13 protein-coding genes and 1 pseudogene are annotated in these 18,606 nt (G+C 64.4%); 6 read left to right on the top strand and 8 right to left on the bottom strand.

Going from position 1 to position 18,606, the window contains the following annotated elements:
* Positions 1–216 precede the first annotated feature (216 nt).
* Both GWL_RS23750 and GWL_RS21495 read right to left on the bottom strand, forming a co-directional pair.
* Complete coding sequence (locus GWL_RS23750; RefSeq protein WP_081486112.1) at positions 217–501, bottom strand: contractile injection system protein, VgrG/Pvc8 family; 285 nt, start codon at positions 499–501, stop codon at positions 217–219.
* Complete coding sequence (locus GWL_RS21495) at positions 498–1,532, bottom strand: LacI family DNA-binding transcriptional regulator (protein WP_008334391.1); 1,035 nt, start codon at positions 1,530–1,532, stop codon at positions 498–500. The genes GWL_RS23750 and GWL_RS21495 overlap by 4 nt, the downstream gene beginning before the upstream one ends.
* A gap of 416 nt (positions 1,533–1,948) precedes the next feature.
* Between GWL_RS21495 and GWL_RS21490 the strand changes: the two genes are divergently transcribed.
* The 5 genes from GWL_RS21490 to GWL_RS21470 all read left to right on the top strand — a co-directional run bounded on the left by GWL_RS21490 (position 1,949) and on the right by GWL_RS21470 (position 8,523).
* Complete coding sequence (locus tag GWL_RS21490) at positions 1,949–3,094, top strand: ABC transporter ATP-binding protein (protein ID WP_008334390.1); 1,146 nt, start codon at positions 1,949–1,951, stop codon at positions 3,092–3,094.
* A gap of 60 nt (positions 3,095–3,154) precedes the next feature.
* Entirely contained in the window at positions 3,155–5,131 is a 1,977-nt protein-coding gene (locus GWL_RS21485; RefSeq protein WP_034351596.1) for a beta-galactosidase, read from the top strand.
* Between the two features lie 215 nt (positions 5,132–5,346).
* Positions 5,347–6,594: an ABC transporter substrate-binding protein gene (locus tag GWL_RS21480; RefSeq protein WP_008334388.1), complete on the top strand. Its 1,248-nt coding sequence runs from the start codon at positions 5,347–5,349 to the stop codon at positions 6,592–6,594.
* Between the two features lie 99 nt (positions 6,595–6,693).
* A complete protein-coding gene (locus GWL_RS21475; protein WP_008334385.1) occupies positions 6,694–7,617 on the top strand; it encodes a carbohydrate ABC transporter permease in 924 nt (307 codons plus the stop codon).
* Positions 7,618–7,671: 54 nt separating this feature from the next.
* Entirely contained in the window at positions 7,672–8,523 is an 852-nt protein-coding gene (locus tag GWL_RS21470; protein WP_008334383.1) for a carbohydrate ABC transporter permease, read from the top strand.
* A gap of 15 nt (positions 8,524–8,538) precedes the next feature.
* Here the strand turns inward: GWL_RS21470 and GWL_RS21465 are convergent, their stop codons facing one another.
* The 3 genes from GWL_RS21465 to GWL_RS21455 are packed head-to-tail and all read right to left on the bottom strand — an operon-like array spanning position 8,539 to position 14,248.
* Positions 8,539–10,023: an efflux transporter outer membrane subunit gene (locus GWL_RS21465; protein WP_008334381.1), complete on the bottom strand. Its 1,485-nt coding sequence runs from the start codon at positions 10,021–10,023 to the stop codon at positions 8,539–8,541.
* Positions 10,023–13,166, bottom strand: coding sequence for an efflux RND transporter permease subunit (locus tag GWL_RS21460; protein WP_008334379.1), 3,144 nt, complete (start codon positions 13,164–13,166; stop codon positions 10,023–10,025). The genes GWL_RS21465 and GWL_RS21460 overlap by 1 nt, the downstream gene beginning before the upstream one ends.
* Positions 13,163–14,248 carry an efflux RND transporter periplasmic adaptor subunit gene (locus GWL_RS21455; protein WP_157174306.1) on the bottom strand — a complete coding sequence of 362 codons (1,086 nt, stop codon included), beginning with the start codon at positions 14,246–14,248 and terminating at the stop codon, positions 13,163–13,165. Before GWL_RS21455 ends, GWL_RS21460 begins: the two co-directional genes overlap by 4 nt.
* A gap of 227 nt (positions 14,249–14,475) precedes the next feature.
* On the opposite strand from GWL_RS21455, the gene GWL_RS21450 reads away from it, so the two are divergent.
* Entirely contained in the window at positions 14,476–15,177 is a 702-nt protein-coding gene (locus tag GWL_RS21450) for a TetR/AcrR family transcriptional regulator (RefSeq protein WP_008334377.1), read from the top strand.
* Between the two features lie 6 nt (positions 15,178–15,183).
* Here GWL_RS21450 and GWL_RS21445 read toward each other — a convergent pair whose 3' ends face one another.
* The 3 genes and pseudogenes from GWL_RS21445 to GWL_RS21435 form a co-directional block, all read right to left on the bottom strand.
* Positions 15,184–16,257 (bottom strand): alpha/beta fold hydrolase, encoded by a 1,074-nt coding sequence (locus GWL_RS21445; RefSeq protein ID WP_008334376.1) that lies wholly within the window; start codon positions 16,255–16,257, stop codon positions 15,184–15,186.
* Between the two features lie 83 nt (positions 16,258–16,340).
* On the bottom strand, positions 16,341–17,522 hold the full coding sequence (locus tag GWL_RS21440; protein ID WP_008334374.1) for an acetate/propionate family kinase: 1,182 nt from the start codon (positions 17,520–17,522) through the stop codon (positions 16,341–16,343).
* Positions 17,519–18,472 (bottom strand): annotated as a pseudogene (locus tag GWL_RS21435) (bifunctional enoyl-CoA hydratase/phosphate acetyltransferase); the annotation flags it as partial. The pseudogene GWL_RS21435 and the gene GWL_RS21440, both read right to left, overlap by 4 nt.
* Between the last annotated feature and the right edge of the window lie 134 nt (positions 18,473–18,606).

Below are 18,606 nucleotides of genomic sequence, written 5' to 3'. Positions count from 1 at the left end.
AGCACGGCGATGCGCCCCCATCTCATCGACATCGACCTCCTTGTCTCCATCCCCGACGACGAGCGCACTCATCATCCCCAGCTTGAGCAGCTGGTCCGGGTCATACGACGGCACGATGGCGGTGTCGCTCCGGACGCATTCAAACGCATTGCAGTAAATCGGTACGTCCAGCGCAGTCTGATCACCCAGATGGGCGCGCCGGCAACCACTCCTGCATCAGCGCGGCCATCCATGGCGCATCAAGGACCAGGCCATTGCGCGCGTAGAGTGCAAGGCGGCCGCCAGAACGCTATTGTCCTGGCGATGCTCAGTGAGGATCTGCTCGCTGATGTCCAGGACCGAACGGTCACAAAAGACGCGCCAGGTCTGGCGCTGCTCCAGCAGATGCAGTGCGTCGCAGAGCTCGAGCTCGTCCAGGACTGCGCCTGCTTCCGAGTGGACTTGCCGCACGGCGCTGGTCAGGCCGCATACCAATGCCGGGCTCCCTTCGGCATCCCTCACGAAAAAGCCGACGGGAAGTCCTTGCGCGGCGCCGCCGTGGAGGCGCGCTGCACCAGTTGCGGGGTCGCGGTCACGCGCATGACGGGCGAGGGACTGCGCCCTTCGATCAGGGCCAGCAGCAGGTCGATGGACATGCGGGCCGCCTCTTCGGTCGGCACCGCCACGGTGGTCAGCGCAGGACGCGAGACCCGCGCCCACTGGATGTCGGTGATGCCGGTCACGGAGATATCGCGTGGCACGTTCAGACCAAGGTCGGCAATGGCATTCATCGCGCCCAGCGCGGGCAGGTCATTGCTGGCGAAGATGGCGGTCAGTTGCGGCTCCTCGCGCAGCAGCGTCATGGTGGCCTGGTAGCCGGATTCGACCGTGTCGCCGATATAGCGGGTGCGCTGCAGGGTGTGCTTGATGCCTGCGGCGGCACAGGCTTCCACGAAGCCGCGATAGCGCTCGGCATGGATGCCGCTCTTCTTGCTGCCCACCAGCGCACCGATGTGGCGATGGCCCAGCCCCACCAGGTGCTGCGCAGCGATGGCGCCGGCCGCAAAGAAATCCACCGCGATGCAGGGCAGCTCGGGCGGTGCATCGGGTTTTTCCCACATGCAAAGTACGACCGGTGCGCCGCGCTGTTCGGTCTTCTTCAACTCATCCATGGGCAGGTTGGCATTCATGATGAGTACGCCATCGGAGAGCGTGCCGGCGATCTGATCCAGATAAGCGCGACCGGTATCAGGATCGTCGTTGGTATTGCAGACGATCAGGAAACGACCGCGCTCGCGCGCCGCGCGTTCGGCGGCCAGGGCGAATTCCGGATAGAAGGGATTGGCGATGCTGGAGACCACCAGCGCCAGTGTCGGCGCGCGACCTTCGGCCAGCGCACGGGCCGTCAGATGCGGCCGATAGCCGAGCTGGGCAACCGCCTCCAGCACGCGCTGGCGCGTCTGCTCGCCGACCTTGCCGCGCTGGCGCAAGACGTTGGACACAGTGGCCGAGGTAACACCGGCCAGACGGGCAACTTCGGATAAGGTGGTCATGGGTGCATGGAGTTGGAAGCCCTCGCATTCAAACCGCTTATGACGGCCTTGTCAACGCGCATGCGTCAGCCACGATGCACGCCATGAATGCGCAGCCCGCAGGAAATGCGGAAACGATTTACGCACAGTTCGCCGGCCCCTCGCACATGCGCGTGAGCGTTTCCTGACAAATCGCTGGCAGCTGGTGGTTACAGGATTGTTGTTGCGGAGGGCATGCAAGATGGGTATGATCAACCAAAATATTTGCCAACCCAACACGGCAACACGCTCAAAACAACGACGTGGAGACAACCCCCGATTGCACACAGGAAACTCAAGCGATCTTTTTTTTGGCTCGCTTGATTAAGCGCTTAACCTGACGCCGCACCTGCCTCGTGGCGCCCTGCCCAGCAATCCATTTCTGTTAGGAAAACGTGATGGCCAGCATCAGCTTGCGTGCAGCACAAAAAGCCTACGGCGATGCACCGCCGGTGATCCGCAATGTCGACCTCGACATTGGCGAACATGAATTCTGTGTCTTCCTGGGCCCGTCCGGCTGCGGCAAATCCACGCTCCTGCGCAGCATCGCGGGGCTGGAAGATCTGACCAGCGGTGACCTCTTCATCGGTGGCAAGCGCGTCAATGATGTGCCCTCGGCGCAGCGTTCGGTGGCGATGGTGTTCCAGAGCTATGCACTGTTCCCGCACATGACGGTGTATGAAAACATGAGCTTCGGTCTGACCCTGGCCAAGCTGCCCAAGGCCGAGATCGAACAGAAGGTGCGCGAAGCTGCGCGCATCCTGCAGCTGGAAGAACTGTTGCAGCGCAAGCCCAAGGAACTCTCCGGCGGCCAGCGTCAGCGCGTGGCGATTGGCCGCGCCATCGTGCGGCGCCCCGGGGTGTTCCTCTTCGACGAACCGCTCTCCAATCTCGATGCCACCCTGCGCAGCCAGACCCGCATCGAGATCGCCCGCCTGCATCGCCAGTTCGAGCAGGCCAGCGTGGTCTACGTCACGCACGACCAGGTCGAGGCGATGACCCTGGCCGATCGCATCGTGCTGCTGCATGCCGGCGCCGATACCCAGCGCTTTGGCAGCATCGCCCAGGTGGGCGCGCCCATGGAGCTGTATCACCATCCGCGCAATCGCTTCGTGGCTGGCTTCATCGGTTCTCCACGCATGAACTTCCTGCCGGCACAGGTGGTGAGCGCCCAGGACAATGGCATCCAGATCCGCTTGCAGCACAGCGAAGAAACCCTGCTGGTCGCCGCCAAAGGTCCGGTGCAAGCGGGCCAGCAGGTGACCGTGGGCGTGCGTCCCGAACACATGGAGATCGGCACCCAGGGCCAGTACGGCATCACCCGCGAAGTGATGCTGGTGGAGCGCCTGGGCGAGCAGACCTACGTGCACCTGGACGAACCGGCCGGTCAGCCGCTGGTGGCCAAGGCGCCGGGCGATGCCCGCATTGCGCGCGGCGAACGCCTGCGCGTAACGGTGACACCGAGCTGTGCCTACCTCTTCGATGAGGACGGGGTCGCGCTGGCGCGCACAGAAGTTCATCCGGGCCTGGCCGCCGCTGCCTGAACAGGCCGCGTACGCGCCCTTCTTCCCTCCACGCTTCACTACCGCTAAGGAACCACGACCATGTCGTTACGATTGGGAGTCTGTTACTACCCTGAACATTGGCCCGAGGCCATGTGGGAAAGCGATGCCCGGCGCATGAAGGCGCTGGGCATCAAGCAGGTGCGCATCGGCGAATTCGCCTGGAGCCGCATCGAACCTTCGCCCGGAGACCTGCGCTGGGACTGGCTCGACCGCGCCATCGAGGTGTTGGCCAAACATGACCTGGAAGTGGTGATGTGCACCCCGACCGCAACGCCTCCGAAGTGGCTCATCGACCGTCATGACGACGTGCTGGCAGTCGATGCCAACGGTCGCGAGCGCGCCTTCGGTTCGCGCCGTCATTATGATTTTTCCTCGGACTCGTATTACGAGGAATCACAGCGCATCGTGCGCCTGCTGGGCGAACGTTACGGCCAGCATCCGGCGGTCACCGCCTGGCAGCTGGACAATGAATACGGCTGCCACCAGACCGTGGTCAGCTATTCGCCCTCGGCCCAGCGCCGCTTCCGACAGTGGCTGCGCCAGCGCTATGGCAGCATCGATGCCCTCAATACCGCCTGGGGCACGGTGTTCTGGAGCATGGAATACCGCAGCTTCGAGGAGATCGATGCGCCCGTGGGCACCGTCACCGAGGCCCATCCCTCGCATCGCCTGGACTATCGCCGCTTTGCGTCGGATGAAGTGGTGCGCTACAACCGCATGCAGGTCGAGATCCTGCGTCCGCTCTCGCCGGGCCGTCTGATGGTGCACAACTTCATGCAGATGTTCCTGGAGTTCGATCACTATCCGGTGGCCGCCGACCTCGATGTCGCCACCTGGGACAGCTATCCGCTGGGCGCGCTGGAAGTGATGTGGTACGACCCGGAAACCAAGGCGCGCTGGCTGCGCACCGGCCATCCCGATTTCGCCAGCTTCAACCACGACCTCTATCGCGGCATGTCGGCCCAGCCGTTCTGGGTGATGGAACAACAGCCCGGCCCGGTGAACTGGGCGCACTGGAACCCGGCCCCACTGCCCGGCATGGTGCGCCTGTGGAGCTGGGAAGCCTTTGCCCACGGTGCGGGCTGCGTGTCCTACTTCCGCTGGCGTCAGTGCCCGTTCGCGCAGGAACAACTGCACGCCGGCCTGAACCGTCCCGACAATCGCCTGGACGTGGGCGGCAGCGAAGCCGAACGCGTGGCCCGGGAAATCCTCGCGGTGGAAAACGCCAACGGCGCGCTGGCCCAGCCGCGCGGCAAGGTGGCGCTGCTGTTCGATTACGATGCCAAGTGGCTCTTCGAGATCCACTTCCAGGGCATCGATTTCGAATATGCGCATTTCGCCTTCGACTATTACTCGACCCTGCGTTCGCTCGGCCTGGATGTGGACATCGTCCCGCTCAACGCCGATCTGCAAGGCTACGCCATGATCGTGGTGCCGCCGTTGCCCATCGTGCCGGACGATCTGCCGGGCCGCATCGCAGAGAGCGGTGCGCAGGTGGTATTCGGTCCGCGCAGCGGCTCCAAGACCCGGTCTCTGCAGATTCCTTCGACCCTGCCGCCGGGCCCGCTGCAACAGTTGCTGCCGATGCGCGTATGGCGCGTGGAATCGATGCGCCCCAACGTCAGCGAAACAGTACAGTTCGGTACGACACAAGGCCAGGCCCGCTACTGGCGCGACCTGATCGAAGCCGATGGCGAGGGCCTGCAGACCATTGCCAGCTTCGGTGACGGCCATCCAGCCATCGTGCAGAAGGAGCGCGCGCACTACCTGGCCGGCATCTTCGATACCGAGCTGACCACGCGCTACTTCGAGCACGTGGCGCGCGCCGCCGGACTGGCTCCGCAACGCCTGCCGGAAGGCCTGCGCCTGCAGCAGCGGGGCGGCCTGCAGTTCGCCTTCAACTACAGTGACGCACCGATCACGCTGCCGCACGCCGACGGCGCGCAGTTCCTGGTCGGACAGGCAGCGCTGGAGCCGCAGGGCGTGGCCATTTACCGTCCGCACACGCAAGCATGAGCAATACGCCGGCCTCACTCTGGAAGACAGCACGGCGGCTGCGGCCGCCTGCACAAGCAGGCCGCAGACCTGCGCAAGATCGCTGTACCGTGAACGTACAAGAAGCTGCGAGATCCATGACACAGCCGTTTTGCTTTTTAAACCGTTTTGACCTTATAAACCGTTTAGCTGTTTGAACTGCCTGAACCGCTTGAACCAAACATTCGGAGACAACAATGAAGAAGATGATTCGCATGACCGTGATCGCCGGCTGCCTGGCTGCATCCGCCGCCTGGGGCGCCGCTGCCATGGCCGGTACCCTGGCCGTCAACATCGCCTACAAGGGCGCAGTACAGCGCAACGTCTGGCAATCCACGGTCGATGAATTCAAGAAGGCCAACCCGGATGTGGACGTCAAGGTGTCCTTCATCGAGGAAGAAGCCTACAAGGTCCAACTGCCGGGCTGGCTCTCGACCCAGGCTCCGGACATCATCAACTGGCACAACGGCGAGCGCATGGCCTTCTACGCCAGCCGAGGCTTGCTGGAAGACCTGAGTGACGACTGGAAGAAGAACGGCTGGGATACGACCTACGCCTCCACCAAGGAAGCCTCTTCCTGGCACGGCAAACAGTATTCGGCACCGACCGTGTATTACTCCTGGGGCATGTTCTATCGCAAGGACCTGTTCAAGAAGGTCGGCATCAGCGCCGAACCCAAGACCTGGGATGAATTCCTGGATGCCTGCAAGAAGTTGAAGGCCGCCGGCATCGCCCCCATCGCCGTGGGTGGCCGTGACGCCTGGACCCTGGCGGGCTGGTTCGATTATCTGGACCTGCGCATCAACGGCAACGCCTTCCACCAGCAGTTGATGGCGGGCGATGTCGCCTACACCGATGCGCGCGTCAAGAAGGTCTACACCGCCTGGAAGAGCCTGATCGACGACAAGTATTTCATCGACAACGCCCTGTCCTATGACCTCGATGGCGCACAACCCTTCCTGTTCCAGGGCAAGGCCGCCATGATGTTGATGGGTACCTTCATTGCCAAGGGCTTCCCGGCCAAACTGGCGCCGGAGATGGGTTACTTCCAGTTCCCCATCATCGATGCCAACGTGCCGACGGCTGAAGAAGGCCCGACCGAATCCATTCACATCCCGGCCAAGGCCCGCAACAAGGCCGATGCGCACCGCTTCATCGCCTTCGTCGGTACCCCGGCCATCAGCGCCAAGCTGGCCGAGGGCCTGGGTTCGCTGCCGGCCAACAGCAAGTCGCCGGCGCCCACCGATCCGATCTCGCGCATCGGTTTCGAGATCCTCTCCAACGCCAAGGGCGGTATCTCGCAGTTCTATGATCGCGACATGACCAAGGAAATGGCCGATGAAGGCATGAAGGGCATGCAGAAGTTCGTCAGCGACCCGACCAAGATCGATGACGTGCTCAATGAGCTGGAACAAAGCCGCAAGCGTATCTACAAGAAGTCCTGATCGTCCTTGATGCCTGGCTGGTCCAGGTAGTCCATCCGGGTCATTCCCCTGCCGCGTGCGGCAGCGGAATGGCCCGCAGAAAAAGAAGGAGACCCCGCCATGCTAGCGCCCACATCCGCCGCGCAGCCGTCTGCGACCCAAGCCTCTGCCACGCCGGTGACCGGCCCGCAGCGCAGTGCCGCCCGCCGCAACCGTGCCGCCTTCTGGTTCCTGGCGCCGGCCTGCGTCATGACGCTGGTCTATGTGCTGTACCCGATTCTCTATACGATCTATCTCAGCTTCTTCAGCTGGGATGGCATGACTGCGCCCAAGTACGTGGGTATGGCCAACTACATCGAACTGTTCCATGCGCCGACCTTCTACACGGCCCTGAAAAACAACGTGCTGTGGCTGCTCATGTTCCTGCTGGCCCCGCCCATGGGCCTGGCCATCGCGCTCTACCTGAACCAGAAGGTGCGCGGCATGCGCGTGGTGAAGTCATTGTTTTTCGCGCCCTTCGTGCTCTCGGGCGTGGTGGTGGGGCTGATCTACAGCTGGTTCTACGACCCCAGCTTCGGCCTGCTGTCGCTGATCCTCGGCCATGGTGTGCCGGTGCTGGGTGATGCGCGCTATGCCACCTTCGGCATCATCTTCGCCGCCCTGTGGCCGCAGACCGCCTACTGCATGATCCTCTTCCTGACCGGTCTGACCGCCTTGAACCATGACCAGGTAGAGGCCGCCCGCATGGAAGGCGCCAAGGGCTGGACCATGCTGCGCTACGTGATCCTGCCGCAATTGCGCCCGACCACCTTCATGGCCTTCGTGGTCAGCATCATCGGGGCCCTGCGCAGCTTCGATCTGATCTCGGTGATGACCAGCGGCGGCCCTTACGAGAGTTCCACCGTGCTGGCGTATTACGCCTATGACCAGGCCATCAAGTATTACCGCCAGGGGTATTCGGCGGCGGTGGCGGTGACGCTCTTTGCCATCATGCTGGTCTACATCGTCTTCCAGCTGCGCCGCATGCTGCGCGCTGAACGCTGAACGCTGAACGCAAACGCCCATCGTCAACCGCTTAACGAGAAAAGAGAGATCGCCATGTTTCCCATGCCGATAGAAAAATGGAAGCCGATCAACCGCGCGCTCTACCGCGCCTCGCTGCCGATGGCGCTGCTGATCTGGTTGTTGCCGATGCTGACCGCGCTGGTAACCTCGATACGCTCCAACGACGAACTGATGGCCGGCAACTACTGGGGCTGGCCGCAGGACTTCGCCATGCAGGACAATTATCGCGAGGCGCTGACCGCCTCGCCCATGCTGCATTATTTCTGGAACAGCTGCCTCATCACCGTCCCGTCGGTGATCGGTGCCATCTCGCTGGCGGCCATGGCCGGCTTTGCGCTGTCGACCTATCAGTTTCGCGGCAACACCGTACTCTTCGCCACCTTCGTGGCCTGCAACTTCGTGCCGCAACAGATCCTGATGATTCCGGTACGGGACCTCACCCTGTCCCTGGGGCTGTTCAATACCATCACCGGGATGATGCTGTTCCACATCGCCATGCAGACCGGATTCTGTACCTTGTTCCTGCGCAATTTCATCAAGCAGTTGCCCTTCGAGATGATCGAAGCCGCGCGCATCGAAGGGGCCAGCGAGTGGACCGTGTTCTATCGCATCGTGCTGCCGCTGATCCGGCCGGCCCTGGCCGCGCTGGCGGTGCTGGTCTTCACCTTCGTCTGGAATGATTACTTCTGGGCGCTGGTGCTGACCCAGGGCGATGATGTGGCGCCCATCACCGTCGGCGTGGCGGCGCTGCGCGGCCAGTGGACGACCTCCTGGAACCTGGTCTCGGCCGGCTCCATCCTGGCGGCGCTGCCTTCGGTGATCCTGTTCTTCGTGATGCAGAAGCAGTTCGTGGCCGGACTGACCTTCGGCGCCAGCAAGGGCTGAGCAAGCTCTGCCGACTCAGGGCTGCGTCGGTGGCGGTGCCGCCACGGGCGCTTCCTCCAGCCCCACGCCCATGGCCTGGAACAGGGTGGCCGTATCGTTCATGCGGCTGGCCGTGGCGCGGATCTCGCCCAGCCTGGCATTGAGATACTGGCGCTCGCCGGAGCGCGCGGCACTGGCCGGATAGGCCCCGAGTTGCGCGCGCCGCTGCGCATTGCGCCAGCCTTGCTCGGAAGCGATGCGCGCCGCCGACGACGCCTGCAGAGCATCGGCATCCTCGGTCAGTGCCACCAGGCTATCGGCTACGTTCTGGAAAGCATTCAACACGGTCTGGCGATAATGAGCCTCGGCCGCGAAATAGGCTTGCTTGCTGGCGTCCCGCTTGGCGCGCAAGGCCCCGCCATGAAACAGCGGCTGTGTCAGCGACGCCCCCAGGCCCCACACCGCACCGGCACCACCGGTGGCCTTGGCCCACGAGAAGCCGGACTGGCCGAAGGAAGCGCTGATGGACAGGCTGGGAAACATCTCGGCCGTGGCCACCGCCTGCTGGGCCGCCGCCACTTTCAAGGCCGCATCGGCCGCGAGGATGTCGGGGCGTTGCCTGAGCAGTTCGGAGGGAACCGTCATCGGAACCTGCTGCGGCAACTTCAGGCTGGCCATCTCCAGATCGGATGGTGCAGCATCCGGGGTGCGGCCCATCAAGACCGCCAGCGCATGACGCGCACCCTGCCATTGCGCCTTCAGACCGGGCAGGCTGGCGCGCAGCGATTGCGCACTGGCGCGCGCGGACAAGAGCTCGTCAGCGGACACCGCCCCCAGCGCCAGACGGCGCTGCAATTCCGCCACATCGGCATCGGCCAGCGCCACCAGGCGCTCGGTGTCGCTCACCTGAGCGCGCAATGAAGCGGCATTGATGGCCGTGATGACCACGTTGGCTGCCACTGCCCGCCGTGCCGCATCGAACTGATAGGACTGGGCATCGACCTGCGCGGCCAGGGCCGAATTGGCGAAGCGTTCCACCCCGAACAGGTCGAAGGTATAGCTGGCCCGGATCTGGCCGGCGAAGACGTTGTACAGATTGGTGGTCGGGCCGATGTTGGGCAGGCCCAAAGCGCGCTGACGCTGGGCCTGTCCGACCGCATCGATGGTGGGCCAGAGCGACTCATCGATCTGCGCGCGCAATTGCAGGCGTGCACTGGCCAGATTGCGATCGGCCTCGGCCAGCGAATGATTGTTGCGCAAGGCCTCCTCGACCCAGGCCGACAGTTTCGGCGAGCCATAGGCACGCCACCAGTGCGGCACCGTGCGCTGACCCAGCACGAAGGTCTGGCGCGCCTCCGAAGGTCCCAGCGTGGCCGGCGTGGCCTGGGCGGCATAGTGGGCCGGCTGCGGCATGGCCGGCGCTTCGCCGGTCGGTCCCAGGGCGCAACCGGACAGCAGCAGCGCGGCGGCCAGCGCCACGGGGCGCAGCTGCGGGGCGAAGATCAAACGAACGGCGCTCATCAGTGACTCCCTTGCGCGGCATGGTCGCGGTGATGGGTTTCATCCGGCTTGACCCGGTAGCACAGCGCGTACAGCGCCGGCAGGTAGAACAGGGTCAGGATGGTGGCGATGGTGATGCCGCCCATGAGTGCGGTGGCCATCGGTCCGAAGAAGTTGCTGCGCAACAGCGGAATCAATGCCAGCACGGCCGCGGCAGCAGTGAGCGTAATCGGACGGAAGCGGCGCACGGTGGCGCCGACGATGGCATCGAAGCGGCCACGACCGGCGGCGATGTCCTGCTCGATCTGGTCCACCAGGATCACCGAGTTGCGCATGATGATGCCCAGCATGGCAATGGTGCCCAGCATGGCCACGAAGCCGAAGGGCTGACCAAACAGCAGCAGCGCGCCGACCACGCCGATCAGGCCCAGCGGTGCAGTCATCACCACCATCAGGGTGCGGCCGAAGCTCTGCAACTGCACCATCAGCAACAGCAGCACGGCGATGACCATCAAGGGCATCTGCGCCGAGATGGAGGACTGGGCCTTGGCGTTCTCTTCCACCGGACCGCCCACATCGATGCGATAACCCACCGGCAGCTCGCCGCGCAGGGCATCGAGCTTGCGGTTGACGTCATTGGTGACATCGATGCCCTGCACGCCGGGGCGCACGTCGGCCAGCACGGTGATGGTGGGCTGGCGGTCGCGCTCCCAGATCACGCCGTATTCCAGCGTATTGCGGAACTGGCCCAGTGTGGCCAGCGGCACCGGACCATTGGCGGTGGGCATGGACAAGCTGGCCAGGCGCGAGGGATCGACGCGCTCGCTGCGCGGGGTGCGCAGGTCGACGCTGATGAGTTTGTCGCGCTCGCGATATTGCGTCACGGTCACGCCCGACAACTGCATGGCCAGGAAGTTGGCAATCTGCTGGCTGCTCAAGCCCAGCTCGGCGGCACGTTTCTGGTCGATCTCGAAGGACACCGAACGCTGGGCCGGCTCATCCCAGTCGAACTGGATGTTGGTGGCACGACTTTCCTTGCGCAACTCGGCGGCCACCTGTTCGGCAATGGCGCGTACCTTGGGGATCTGTTCGCCGCTGATGCGGAACTGCACCGGGAAACCGACCGGCGGGCCATTCTCCAGCCTCGTCATGCGCGTGCGCGCACCGCTGAACTGCTGGCGCAGCGGCTCCTCCAGTGCCCGCGCCAGGGCTTCGCGGTCTTCCACCGACTTGGCCGTCACGACGAACTGCGCGAAGTTGGGGCTGGCCAGTTGCTGGTCCAGCGGCAGGTAGAAACGCGGCGCGCCGACGCCCACGAAACTGACCACATGATCGATCTGTGGACGGCCCTTGAGCAGGGCTTCCATGCGGATCGCCTCGCGCTGCGTGGCGTCAAAGGAGGCACGCTCCGGCAGGTGCAGGTCGATCAGCAGTTCGGGGCGGTCGGAGCTGGGGAAGAACTGCTGCGGCACCAGTGCGAAGGCGGCCAGCGAGCCGATGAACAGCACCGTGGTGGCGATCACCACACGCCCACGGAAGGCCACGCACCAGGCCACCGAACGGCGCAGCCAGGTGTAGATGCGGGTCTGGTAGATGGGATGGTCGTGGTCCTCCTCATCATGGCCGGCATGCGGGTTGGCGGCGATCTGTTCATCCGTGAGCGCACCCGGTTTTTCCTTGAGCAGGTGATAGCCCAGCAGCGGAATGAGCACCACCGCCGCCAGCCACGACAGCAGCAATGCAATGGCCGAGACCTCGAAGATGGAACGGGTGTATTCGCCGGTTCCCGACTTGGCCAGTGCAATCGGCAGGAAGCCCGCGACGGTCACCAGCGTGCCGGTCAGCATCGGGAAGGCCGTGCTGGTGTAGGCGAAGGCGGCGGCGCGGCGGCGGTTCCAGCCCTGCTCCAGTTTTACCGCCATCATTTCCACGGCGATGATGGCATCATCAACCAGCAGACCCAGTGCCAGCACCAAAGTGCCCAGCGAGACCTTGTGCAGGCCGATGTCGAAGAGGTACATGAACAGCGAGGTCACCGCCAGCACGATGGGAATCGAAATCACCACCACCATGCCGGTGCGAATGCCAAGCGAGACCAGGCTCACCACCAGCACGATGGCGACCGCCTCGGCCACCGCTTCCAAAAAGTCATCTACCGATTTTTCCACTGCATGCGGCATGCTGGAAACCGCCGTCAGCGTGAGCCCGGCGGGCAGGCGCTTGCGCAATTGTTCAGTGCGCTCGTCCAGCGCGCGGCCCAGGCGGATCACGTCGCCGCCAGGCTGCATGGTCACGCCGATGCCCAGCACGGGCTGGCCGTTGGCGCGCATCTCCTGTTCCTGCGGTTCGTCGTAACCGCGCGTGATGGTGGCGATGTCACCCAGCCGGAAATTGCGGTTGTTGACATGGATGATCTTGTCTTCCAGCGCGCGCAGGTTGTCGAACTGGCCGGTAGGACGCACGTAGACGCGGTCATTGTCGGTGGTGATGAGACCACCCGGCACCACCGCATTCTGTGCACCGATGGCATCGGCCAGCTGCTGCGGGCTGATGCCAAGGCGCGTCATGCGGGTGTTGCCGATGTCGATGTAGATGTGTTCCTGACGATCCCCGAAGTAATCGATCTTGGCCACGCCCGGCACGTGCAGCAGTTCACCGCGCAACTGGTCAGCATAGTCGCGCAACTGCGCCGGCGTGAAACCGTCACCGGCCAGTGCGTAGATGTTGGTGTAGACATCACCGAACTCGTCATTGAAGTATGGTCCCTTGACCCCCTGCGGCAAGGTGGCGGCCATGTCGCCGACCTTCTTGCGCACCTGGTACCAGGTCTGCGGCACCTGCGAGGCCGGGGCCGTGTCCTTGATGGTGAAGAAGAGCTGCGACTGCCCCGCGCGCGAATAACTGCGCAGAAAATCGACGTCCGGTGTCTCCTGCAGCTTGCGGGCGATGCGGTCGGTGATCTGCTCTTGCACCTGGCGCGCGGTGGCGCCGGGCCAGTCGGTCTGGATCACCATCACCTTGAAGGTGAAGGGCGGGTCTTCGGATTGCGACAGCCGCGAATAGGAACCCATGCCCAGCAAGGTCACCAGCGCCAGGATGAAGGTCACCAGCGCCTGGTGCTGCAAGGTCCAGGCGGACAGATTGAATCGGCCGGGTGCGCTCATAGGGCGAAGTCCTCGGCGTGCAGCGGCGCCACCGGCTTGACCTTTTCTCCCACGGTCAGGGTATGTACGCCCTGCACCACCACCTTGTCACTGGCAGCCACGCCTTGCGAGAGCGAAATGCTGCGCTCTCCATACGCGGCCACCGTCACCGGACGCAGTACCAGCTTGCCGTCGGCACCGACGACCCACACTGCCGGTTTGTCACCCTGATGGAACAAGGCCGTGGCCGGCAGCAGCAGAACCTGCGTCTGCGTCGTGTTGGACGGCGTGATCGTCACTTCGCCGGTCATGCCCAGGCGCACGCTGGCGTCAGGCTGTTCCAGCGTGACCTTGACGCGATAGGTACGACTCTGCGGATCAGCGGCCGGACTGACTTCACGCACACGCCCCTTCCAGGTCTTGCCGGGCAGGGCGGCCAGCGTGACATCGGCAGCGACCCCGGGTTGCAGGCCGGCCAGCTGGCGGTCGGCCACGTCGGTGACCACATCCACCGCCCCCGACCAGGCCAGCGAATAGACCGGCTGACCGGGGCTCAGTACATCGCCGGTATTGGCCTGCTCGGTACTGATGACGCCGTCATGCTGAGCCACCAGCGTGGTGTAGTCGCGCTGGTTGCCGGCCACCGCGGCACGGGCCTGCGCGGCCTTCCATTGCGAGAGCGCGGCGGCATGGGCATCCTGGCTTTGCTCCAGCTGCTGGGCGCTGATGAGCTGTTCTGCGGCCTGCGCCGTATCGCGCTGCAGCTGCTTCTCGGCTGCGTCGAGATGCTGGCGGGCAGCCGCCAGTTCAGCGCGCGCCGACGCGGCGTTCTGGTCGGCATCGGCGGGGTCGAGACGGGCCAGGATCTGGCCCTTGCGCACCACATCGCCCAGATGTACGCGACGTTCCACCAGTTGTCCGGCCACCCGGAAGGAGAGCGAGGTCACATAGCGCGACTGCACTTCGGCCGGCAGGTGCAGGGGCTGGGTGCCGGCGCGCTCCTGCGCCTGCAACACCACCACTTCGCGCGGCACCTCGGCCACGGGGGCCGGCTTGCTGCATCCGGCCAGCCAGAGCGTAAAGGGAACGGCCAGCAGGGCCATGCGCGCCAGCCGGACGCGGCGTACGGAAAAAGCCAGGGAAGCAGGACCGGGACACGAACGTGAGACAGGCTTCACAGCATTCCTTTCGGGAAAGGGAGTGTCGGGAGGGTCGGACCGCGGCGCGCTCCGCCTCGTGGGCGTCTTTACAAAAGTTCAGCGATTCTAATGCAGATATGAATTCAAATGCAATACTGTATCCGAATACAACAGTGTTAGAATCCAGCCCCATGACACGCCAACGACTCAGCCGCGAGCAAAGCCGTGAGCAGACCCGGGAACGTCTGCTGGAGGCGGCGCACGCGATGTTCATGCAGAAGGGATATGCGCAGGCCAGCGTGGAAGATATCAGCACCGCAGCGGGCTATTCGCGCGGTGCCTTCTATTCCAACTTCGATGACAAGGAGCAGCTCTTCTTTGAGCTGTTGCGCCGCGAAGGGGAGAGCATCGACCGGGGTTTCGAGCGCATCCTCGGCGGCGGTCTGACCGATCCGCATGCCCTGCGCGACGCTCTGGCCGTGCAGTACTCGGCACTGTACCGCGATGACAAGTGCAGCCTGCTGTGGATGGAGGCGCGCATCATCGCGCTGCGCGACGAGAAATTCCGTGCCCAATTGGACAGCTTCCTGGAGCAGCGCTACGTTCAGATCACCCGCTTTGTCGAAGCCTATTGCCACCTGACCGGTACCGCCCCGGCCGCACCGCCGCGCGAGATCGCCATCGGCCTGATGGCCTTGTGCGAGGGTGTCAGTTTTTCCTACCGCTGCGTGCCGCACATCGTTGACGGCAAGACGGCCGAGTCGGTGCTGGCGTGGTTTCTGAAGGCGTCCATTGCAGTGGCCGCTCCCGCAGATCAACCGCCCGCTGCGGAAATCAAAAAGGCGGCGCGCAAACCCGCCGCCGCCCGCAAGAAAACCCTGCCTGCTGCCTGAGAGTGGCTATCCACCGGTTTTCAGCGGGGCAGCCAGCCACTGTGCAATCTGCGGCCAGGCCTCGGCCAGTGTACGCCCCCCCATGAACAGACCGATGTGCCCGCCCGGCACCACCCGCTGCGTGATGTGCGCAGAGGGTGTACCGACCAGTTGCGCCGCATTGAGCACCTGCTCGGGCGTGGTGATGTCATCCCGCTCGCCCGCCAGCAGGTAGAGCGGACAGGTGATGTCGCGCAGGTCCAGCATCTTGCCCAGCGCAACGAACTGTCCGCGCGCCAGCAGGTTGTCCTTGAAGATCTGGCGAATGGCCTGGAGATACCAGCGTCCCGGCAGATCGATCGGGGTTTCGTACCAGGCGGCGAAGGTCTCGCGCTTGGCCAGGTACACGGGATCATCAATGTGCTGGAACAGGTCCACGTGTTCGGTGAAGTAGTGCTCGTCGGGGTGCATGTTCTTCCAGCCCTGCAGCATGAAGCTGCCGCGCATGAGCCCACCGCCGGTACGTACCAGGTCCTCGTAGAAGCGGATCGGCGTGCGCTCCACCATCTGCTTCAACGGCCCCTCGCCGGCACCGGCATCAATGGGTGAGCCGGCCAGCACCAGACGTTGCACCTTGTGCGGGAACCGCGCGGCGATCATGGCCGAGATCCAGCCGCCCTGGCACAGTCCGACCAGATTGGCGCGCCCGCCCAGTTCATCGATGAGCACACAGAGGTCAGCCAGATAGTTGTCGATCTCCAGGTCCTTCATGTCCTCGCTGGCACTATGCCAGTCGGTCAGAAAGACATGCGGCACCCCATGGTCGAGCAGGGTTTCGACCAGGCTCTGGCCCGGATAATAATCGGCAATCACCGAGGTATGGCCGGCATACGGCGCCACCACCAGCGTGGGGACGGCGTGGGCGCCACTGGCCTTGCCATATTCGCGCAGGGTCAGGGTACGCAGCTTCAGGCGCACCTGATGAGCGGTGGCCATCTGCGGATGGTGGATGGCGTGCAGCTTGGCTTCTTCTTCCAGAAAGCGCAGCTGCTTGTCCACCACATCCTGACCCTGGCGAAACACTGCGCTGGCCAGCATCATCGGCCAGAACAGCGGAACGCAGCCAGGGCCGCAGTCCTCTGCAGTCTCGGCAACGAGCGGCGCATGGCCGGTGTGTGAGGTCGTCATGATGTACTCCCGTGTATGAGTCTTGCCGCGTCGTCGGCAATGACCTGTTCTTCATCGGTCGGAATGACCAGCACGCGCACGCGGCTGGCCGGGTGGCTGATACATTCCTGGTGCTTTTCATTGGCGCTCTCGTCGAGCTGCACGCCCAGCCAGTCCAGACGCGCACAGATGGCCGCGCGCATGCGCGCGTCGTGTTCGCCGATACCGGCGGTAAAGACCAGGGCATCCATGCCGCGCAGGGTAGCAGCCAGGCGGGCGGCCTCGCCGGCGCAGCGCAGGGCGAACAGTTCCAGCGCCTCGCGCGCAGGCGCCGCCTGACTCTGCTGGAGGGTGCGTACATCGGCGCTCACACCGGATACCCCAAGCAGGCCGGAGCGGTGATACAGCAAGTCTTCCAGCGCCGCCGGTGTCATCCCCTGCTGCAGCAGATACAGCAGCACGCCAGCATCGAGCGCACCGCAACGCGTTCCCATCGGCACGCCGTCCAGGGTCGAGAAGCCGGTACTGGCATCAACGCTGCGGCCGTTCTGGATACCGCACAGACTGGCGCCGTTGCCGAGGTGCGCGACCACCACATTGCCGTGGGCCTCGGGCAGCTGGCGGCGCCGCAGTTCGGCCGCAATGTAGCTGTAGGAGAGGCCGTGGAAGCCATAACGCAGCACGCCTTGCTCGTGCAGCTCGCGCGGCAGTGCAAAGCGGCGCGCCAGCGCATCCTGGTCGGCATGGAAGGCCGTATCGAAGGACGCGCTCTGCGGCAGTCCCGGCCGCAGTCGCGCGACGGCGCGGATCAGGCGCAGGTTCTGCGGTTGGTGCAGCGGTGCCAGGGGCGCCAGGGCTTGCAGCTCCGCTTCGATGCGTTCATCGAGCAGCACCGATTGCGCCAGGTGCAGGCCGCCATGCACCACCCGATGACCGACCGCGCACAATGCTCCCTGATCGTGACCGACTTCGAGCTGGTGCAGCACCTGCTCCAGTACCTTGTCCATGGATGCCACGGGATCGGCATCGATGGCTACGGTCGATGTGGCGCCTTCGATCTCCAGACGCAGCCGCAAGGGCGAGAGATGCAGATCCAGCTGTCCGTGGCCGATCTTGCCGGCGCGCGGACCATCGAGGCGGAACACGCCCAGCTTGATCGTGGACGAGCCGGCATTGAAGGTCAGCAACCAGCGATTCATGAGCGTTCCTTGCCGACCGCGCACAGCTTGCTGCGTGAGGCGAACAGACGGGCCAGCGCCGAGGAGGCCAGGCGCACTCGCAAGCTGTCAGCACGGCTGGTCAGGATCACCGGCACGCGCGCGCCCAGCACCAGTCCGGCAGCCTCGGCCTGGGACAAATAGATCAACTGCTTGGCCAGCATGTTGCCCGCTTCGAGATCGGGCACCAGCAGGATATCGGCGCTACCCGCCACCGGCGAGGCGATCTGCTTGATGCTGGCCGATTGCAGACTGATGGCGTTGTCAAAGGCCAGCGGGCCATCGACCACCGCGCCGGTGATCTGGTGGCGCGTGGCCATCACGGTCAGGGCGGCCGCATCCAGGGTGGAAGGCATGGCCGGATTGACCGTCTCCACGGCTGCCAGCACCGCTACGTGCGGACGCGGCACACCCATCACGTGCAGCAGGTCGATGGCGTTCTGGCAGATGTCGCGCTTGTGGGCCAGCGTGGGGGTGATGTTGATGGCGGCATCGGTGATGATGAGAGGCTTGGCGTAGGTGGGAATGGCCATGGCGTAGACATGGCTGATGCGACGTTCGGTGCGCAGACCAGCGCCCGGCGCCACCACCGCTGCGAGTAGTTCGTCGCTGTGCAGGCTGCCCTTCATGAGCGCGGCCACGCGCCCTTGCACGGCCAGCTCGACGGCGCGGGCTGCGGCCGCATGACTGTGTTCGGTGCACTCGATCTGCAAGCCCGTCAGCGACAGCCCGGCCTGCTCGGCGATACGTCGTATTCTGACTTCGGGCCCGACCAGCAACGGTTCCAGCAGACCTTCCTGGTGCGCCTCCAGCGCGCCCTGCAAGGCCTCGGCAGAACAGGGGTGGACCACGGCCACCCGCATCGGCTGCGCGCCCAGGGCATCGCGGATGAGTTGACCGTAGCGCTCGGCAGGCGTGGCCTGCGTCGGTGGAAACATGGCGTCCTCCTGAAGGGGTGGCATGAGGCAGGACGCGCTCATGCGGGCTTGCTGTGTCGCAGCATATCCCCAGGCGGAGGTGAGTTCAATTGCGGCACTGCCCGCAAAGGGGTCAGAGAGCACAAAGC

It is taken from the genome of Herbaspirillum sp. GW103 (assembly GCF_000261365.1).
Classification (GTDB): Bacteria; Pseudomonadota; Gammaproteobacteria; order Burkholderiales; family Burkholderiaceae_D; genus Herbaspirillum.
Note: the sequence above shows the minus strand (reverse complement) of the source record. Positions and strands in the feature narration are given on the sequence as shown.

Coding starts and splice junctions, on each gene's coding strand:
- GWL_RS21495 (WP_008334391.1), bottom strand. CDS start 1,532: ATGACCACCTTATCCGAAGTTGCCCGTCTGGCCGGTGTTACCTCGGCC.
- GWL_RS21490 (WP_008334390.1), top strand. CDS start 1,949: ATGGCCAGCATCAGCTTGCGTGCAGCACAAAAAGCCTACGGCGATGCA.
- GWL_RS21485 (WP_034351596.1), top strand. CDS start 3,155: ATGTCGTTACGATTGGGAGTCTGTTACTACCCTGAACATTGGCCCGAG.
- GWL_RS21480 (WP_008334388.1), top strand. CDS start 5,347: ATGAAGAAGATGATTCGCATGACCGTGATCGCCGGCTGCCTGGCTGCA.
- GWL_RS21475 (WP_008334385.1), top strand. CDS start 6,694: ATGCTAGCGCCCACATCCGCCGCGCAGCCGTCTGCGACCCAAGCCTCT.
- GWL_RS21470 (WP_008334383.1), top strand. CDS start 7,672: ATGTTTCCCATGCCGATAGAAAAATGGAAGCCGATCAACCGCGCGCTC.
- GWL_RS21465 (WP_008334381.1), bottom strand. CDS start 10,023: ATGAGCGCCGTTCGTTTGATCTTCGCCCCGCAGCTGCGCCCCGTGGCG.
- GWL_RS21460 (WP_008334379.1), bottom strand. CDS start 13,166: ATGAGCGCACCCGGCCGATTCAATCTGTCCGCCTGGACCTTGCAGCAC.
- GWL_RS21455 (WP_157174306.1), bottom strand. CDS start 14,248: ATGGCCCTGCTGGCCGTTCCCTTTACGCTCTGGCTGGCCGGATGCAGC.
- GWL_RS21450 (WP_008334377.1), top strand. CDS start 14,476: ATGACACGCCAACGACTCAGCCGCGAGCAAAGCCGTGAGCAGACCCGG.
- GWL_RS21445 (WP_008334376.1), bottom strand. CDS start 16,257: ATGATGCTGGCCAGCGCAGTGTTTCGCCAGGGTCAGGATGTGGTGGAC.
- GWL_RS21440 (WP_008334374.1), bottom strand. CDS start 17,522: ATGAATCGCTGGTTGCTGACCTTCAATGCCGGCTCGTCCACGATCAAG.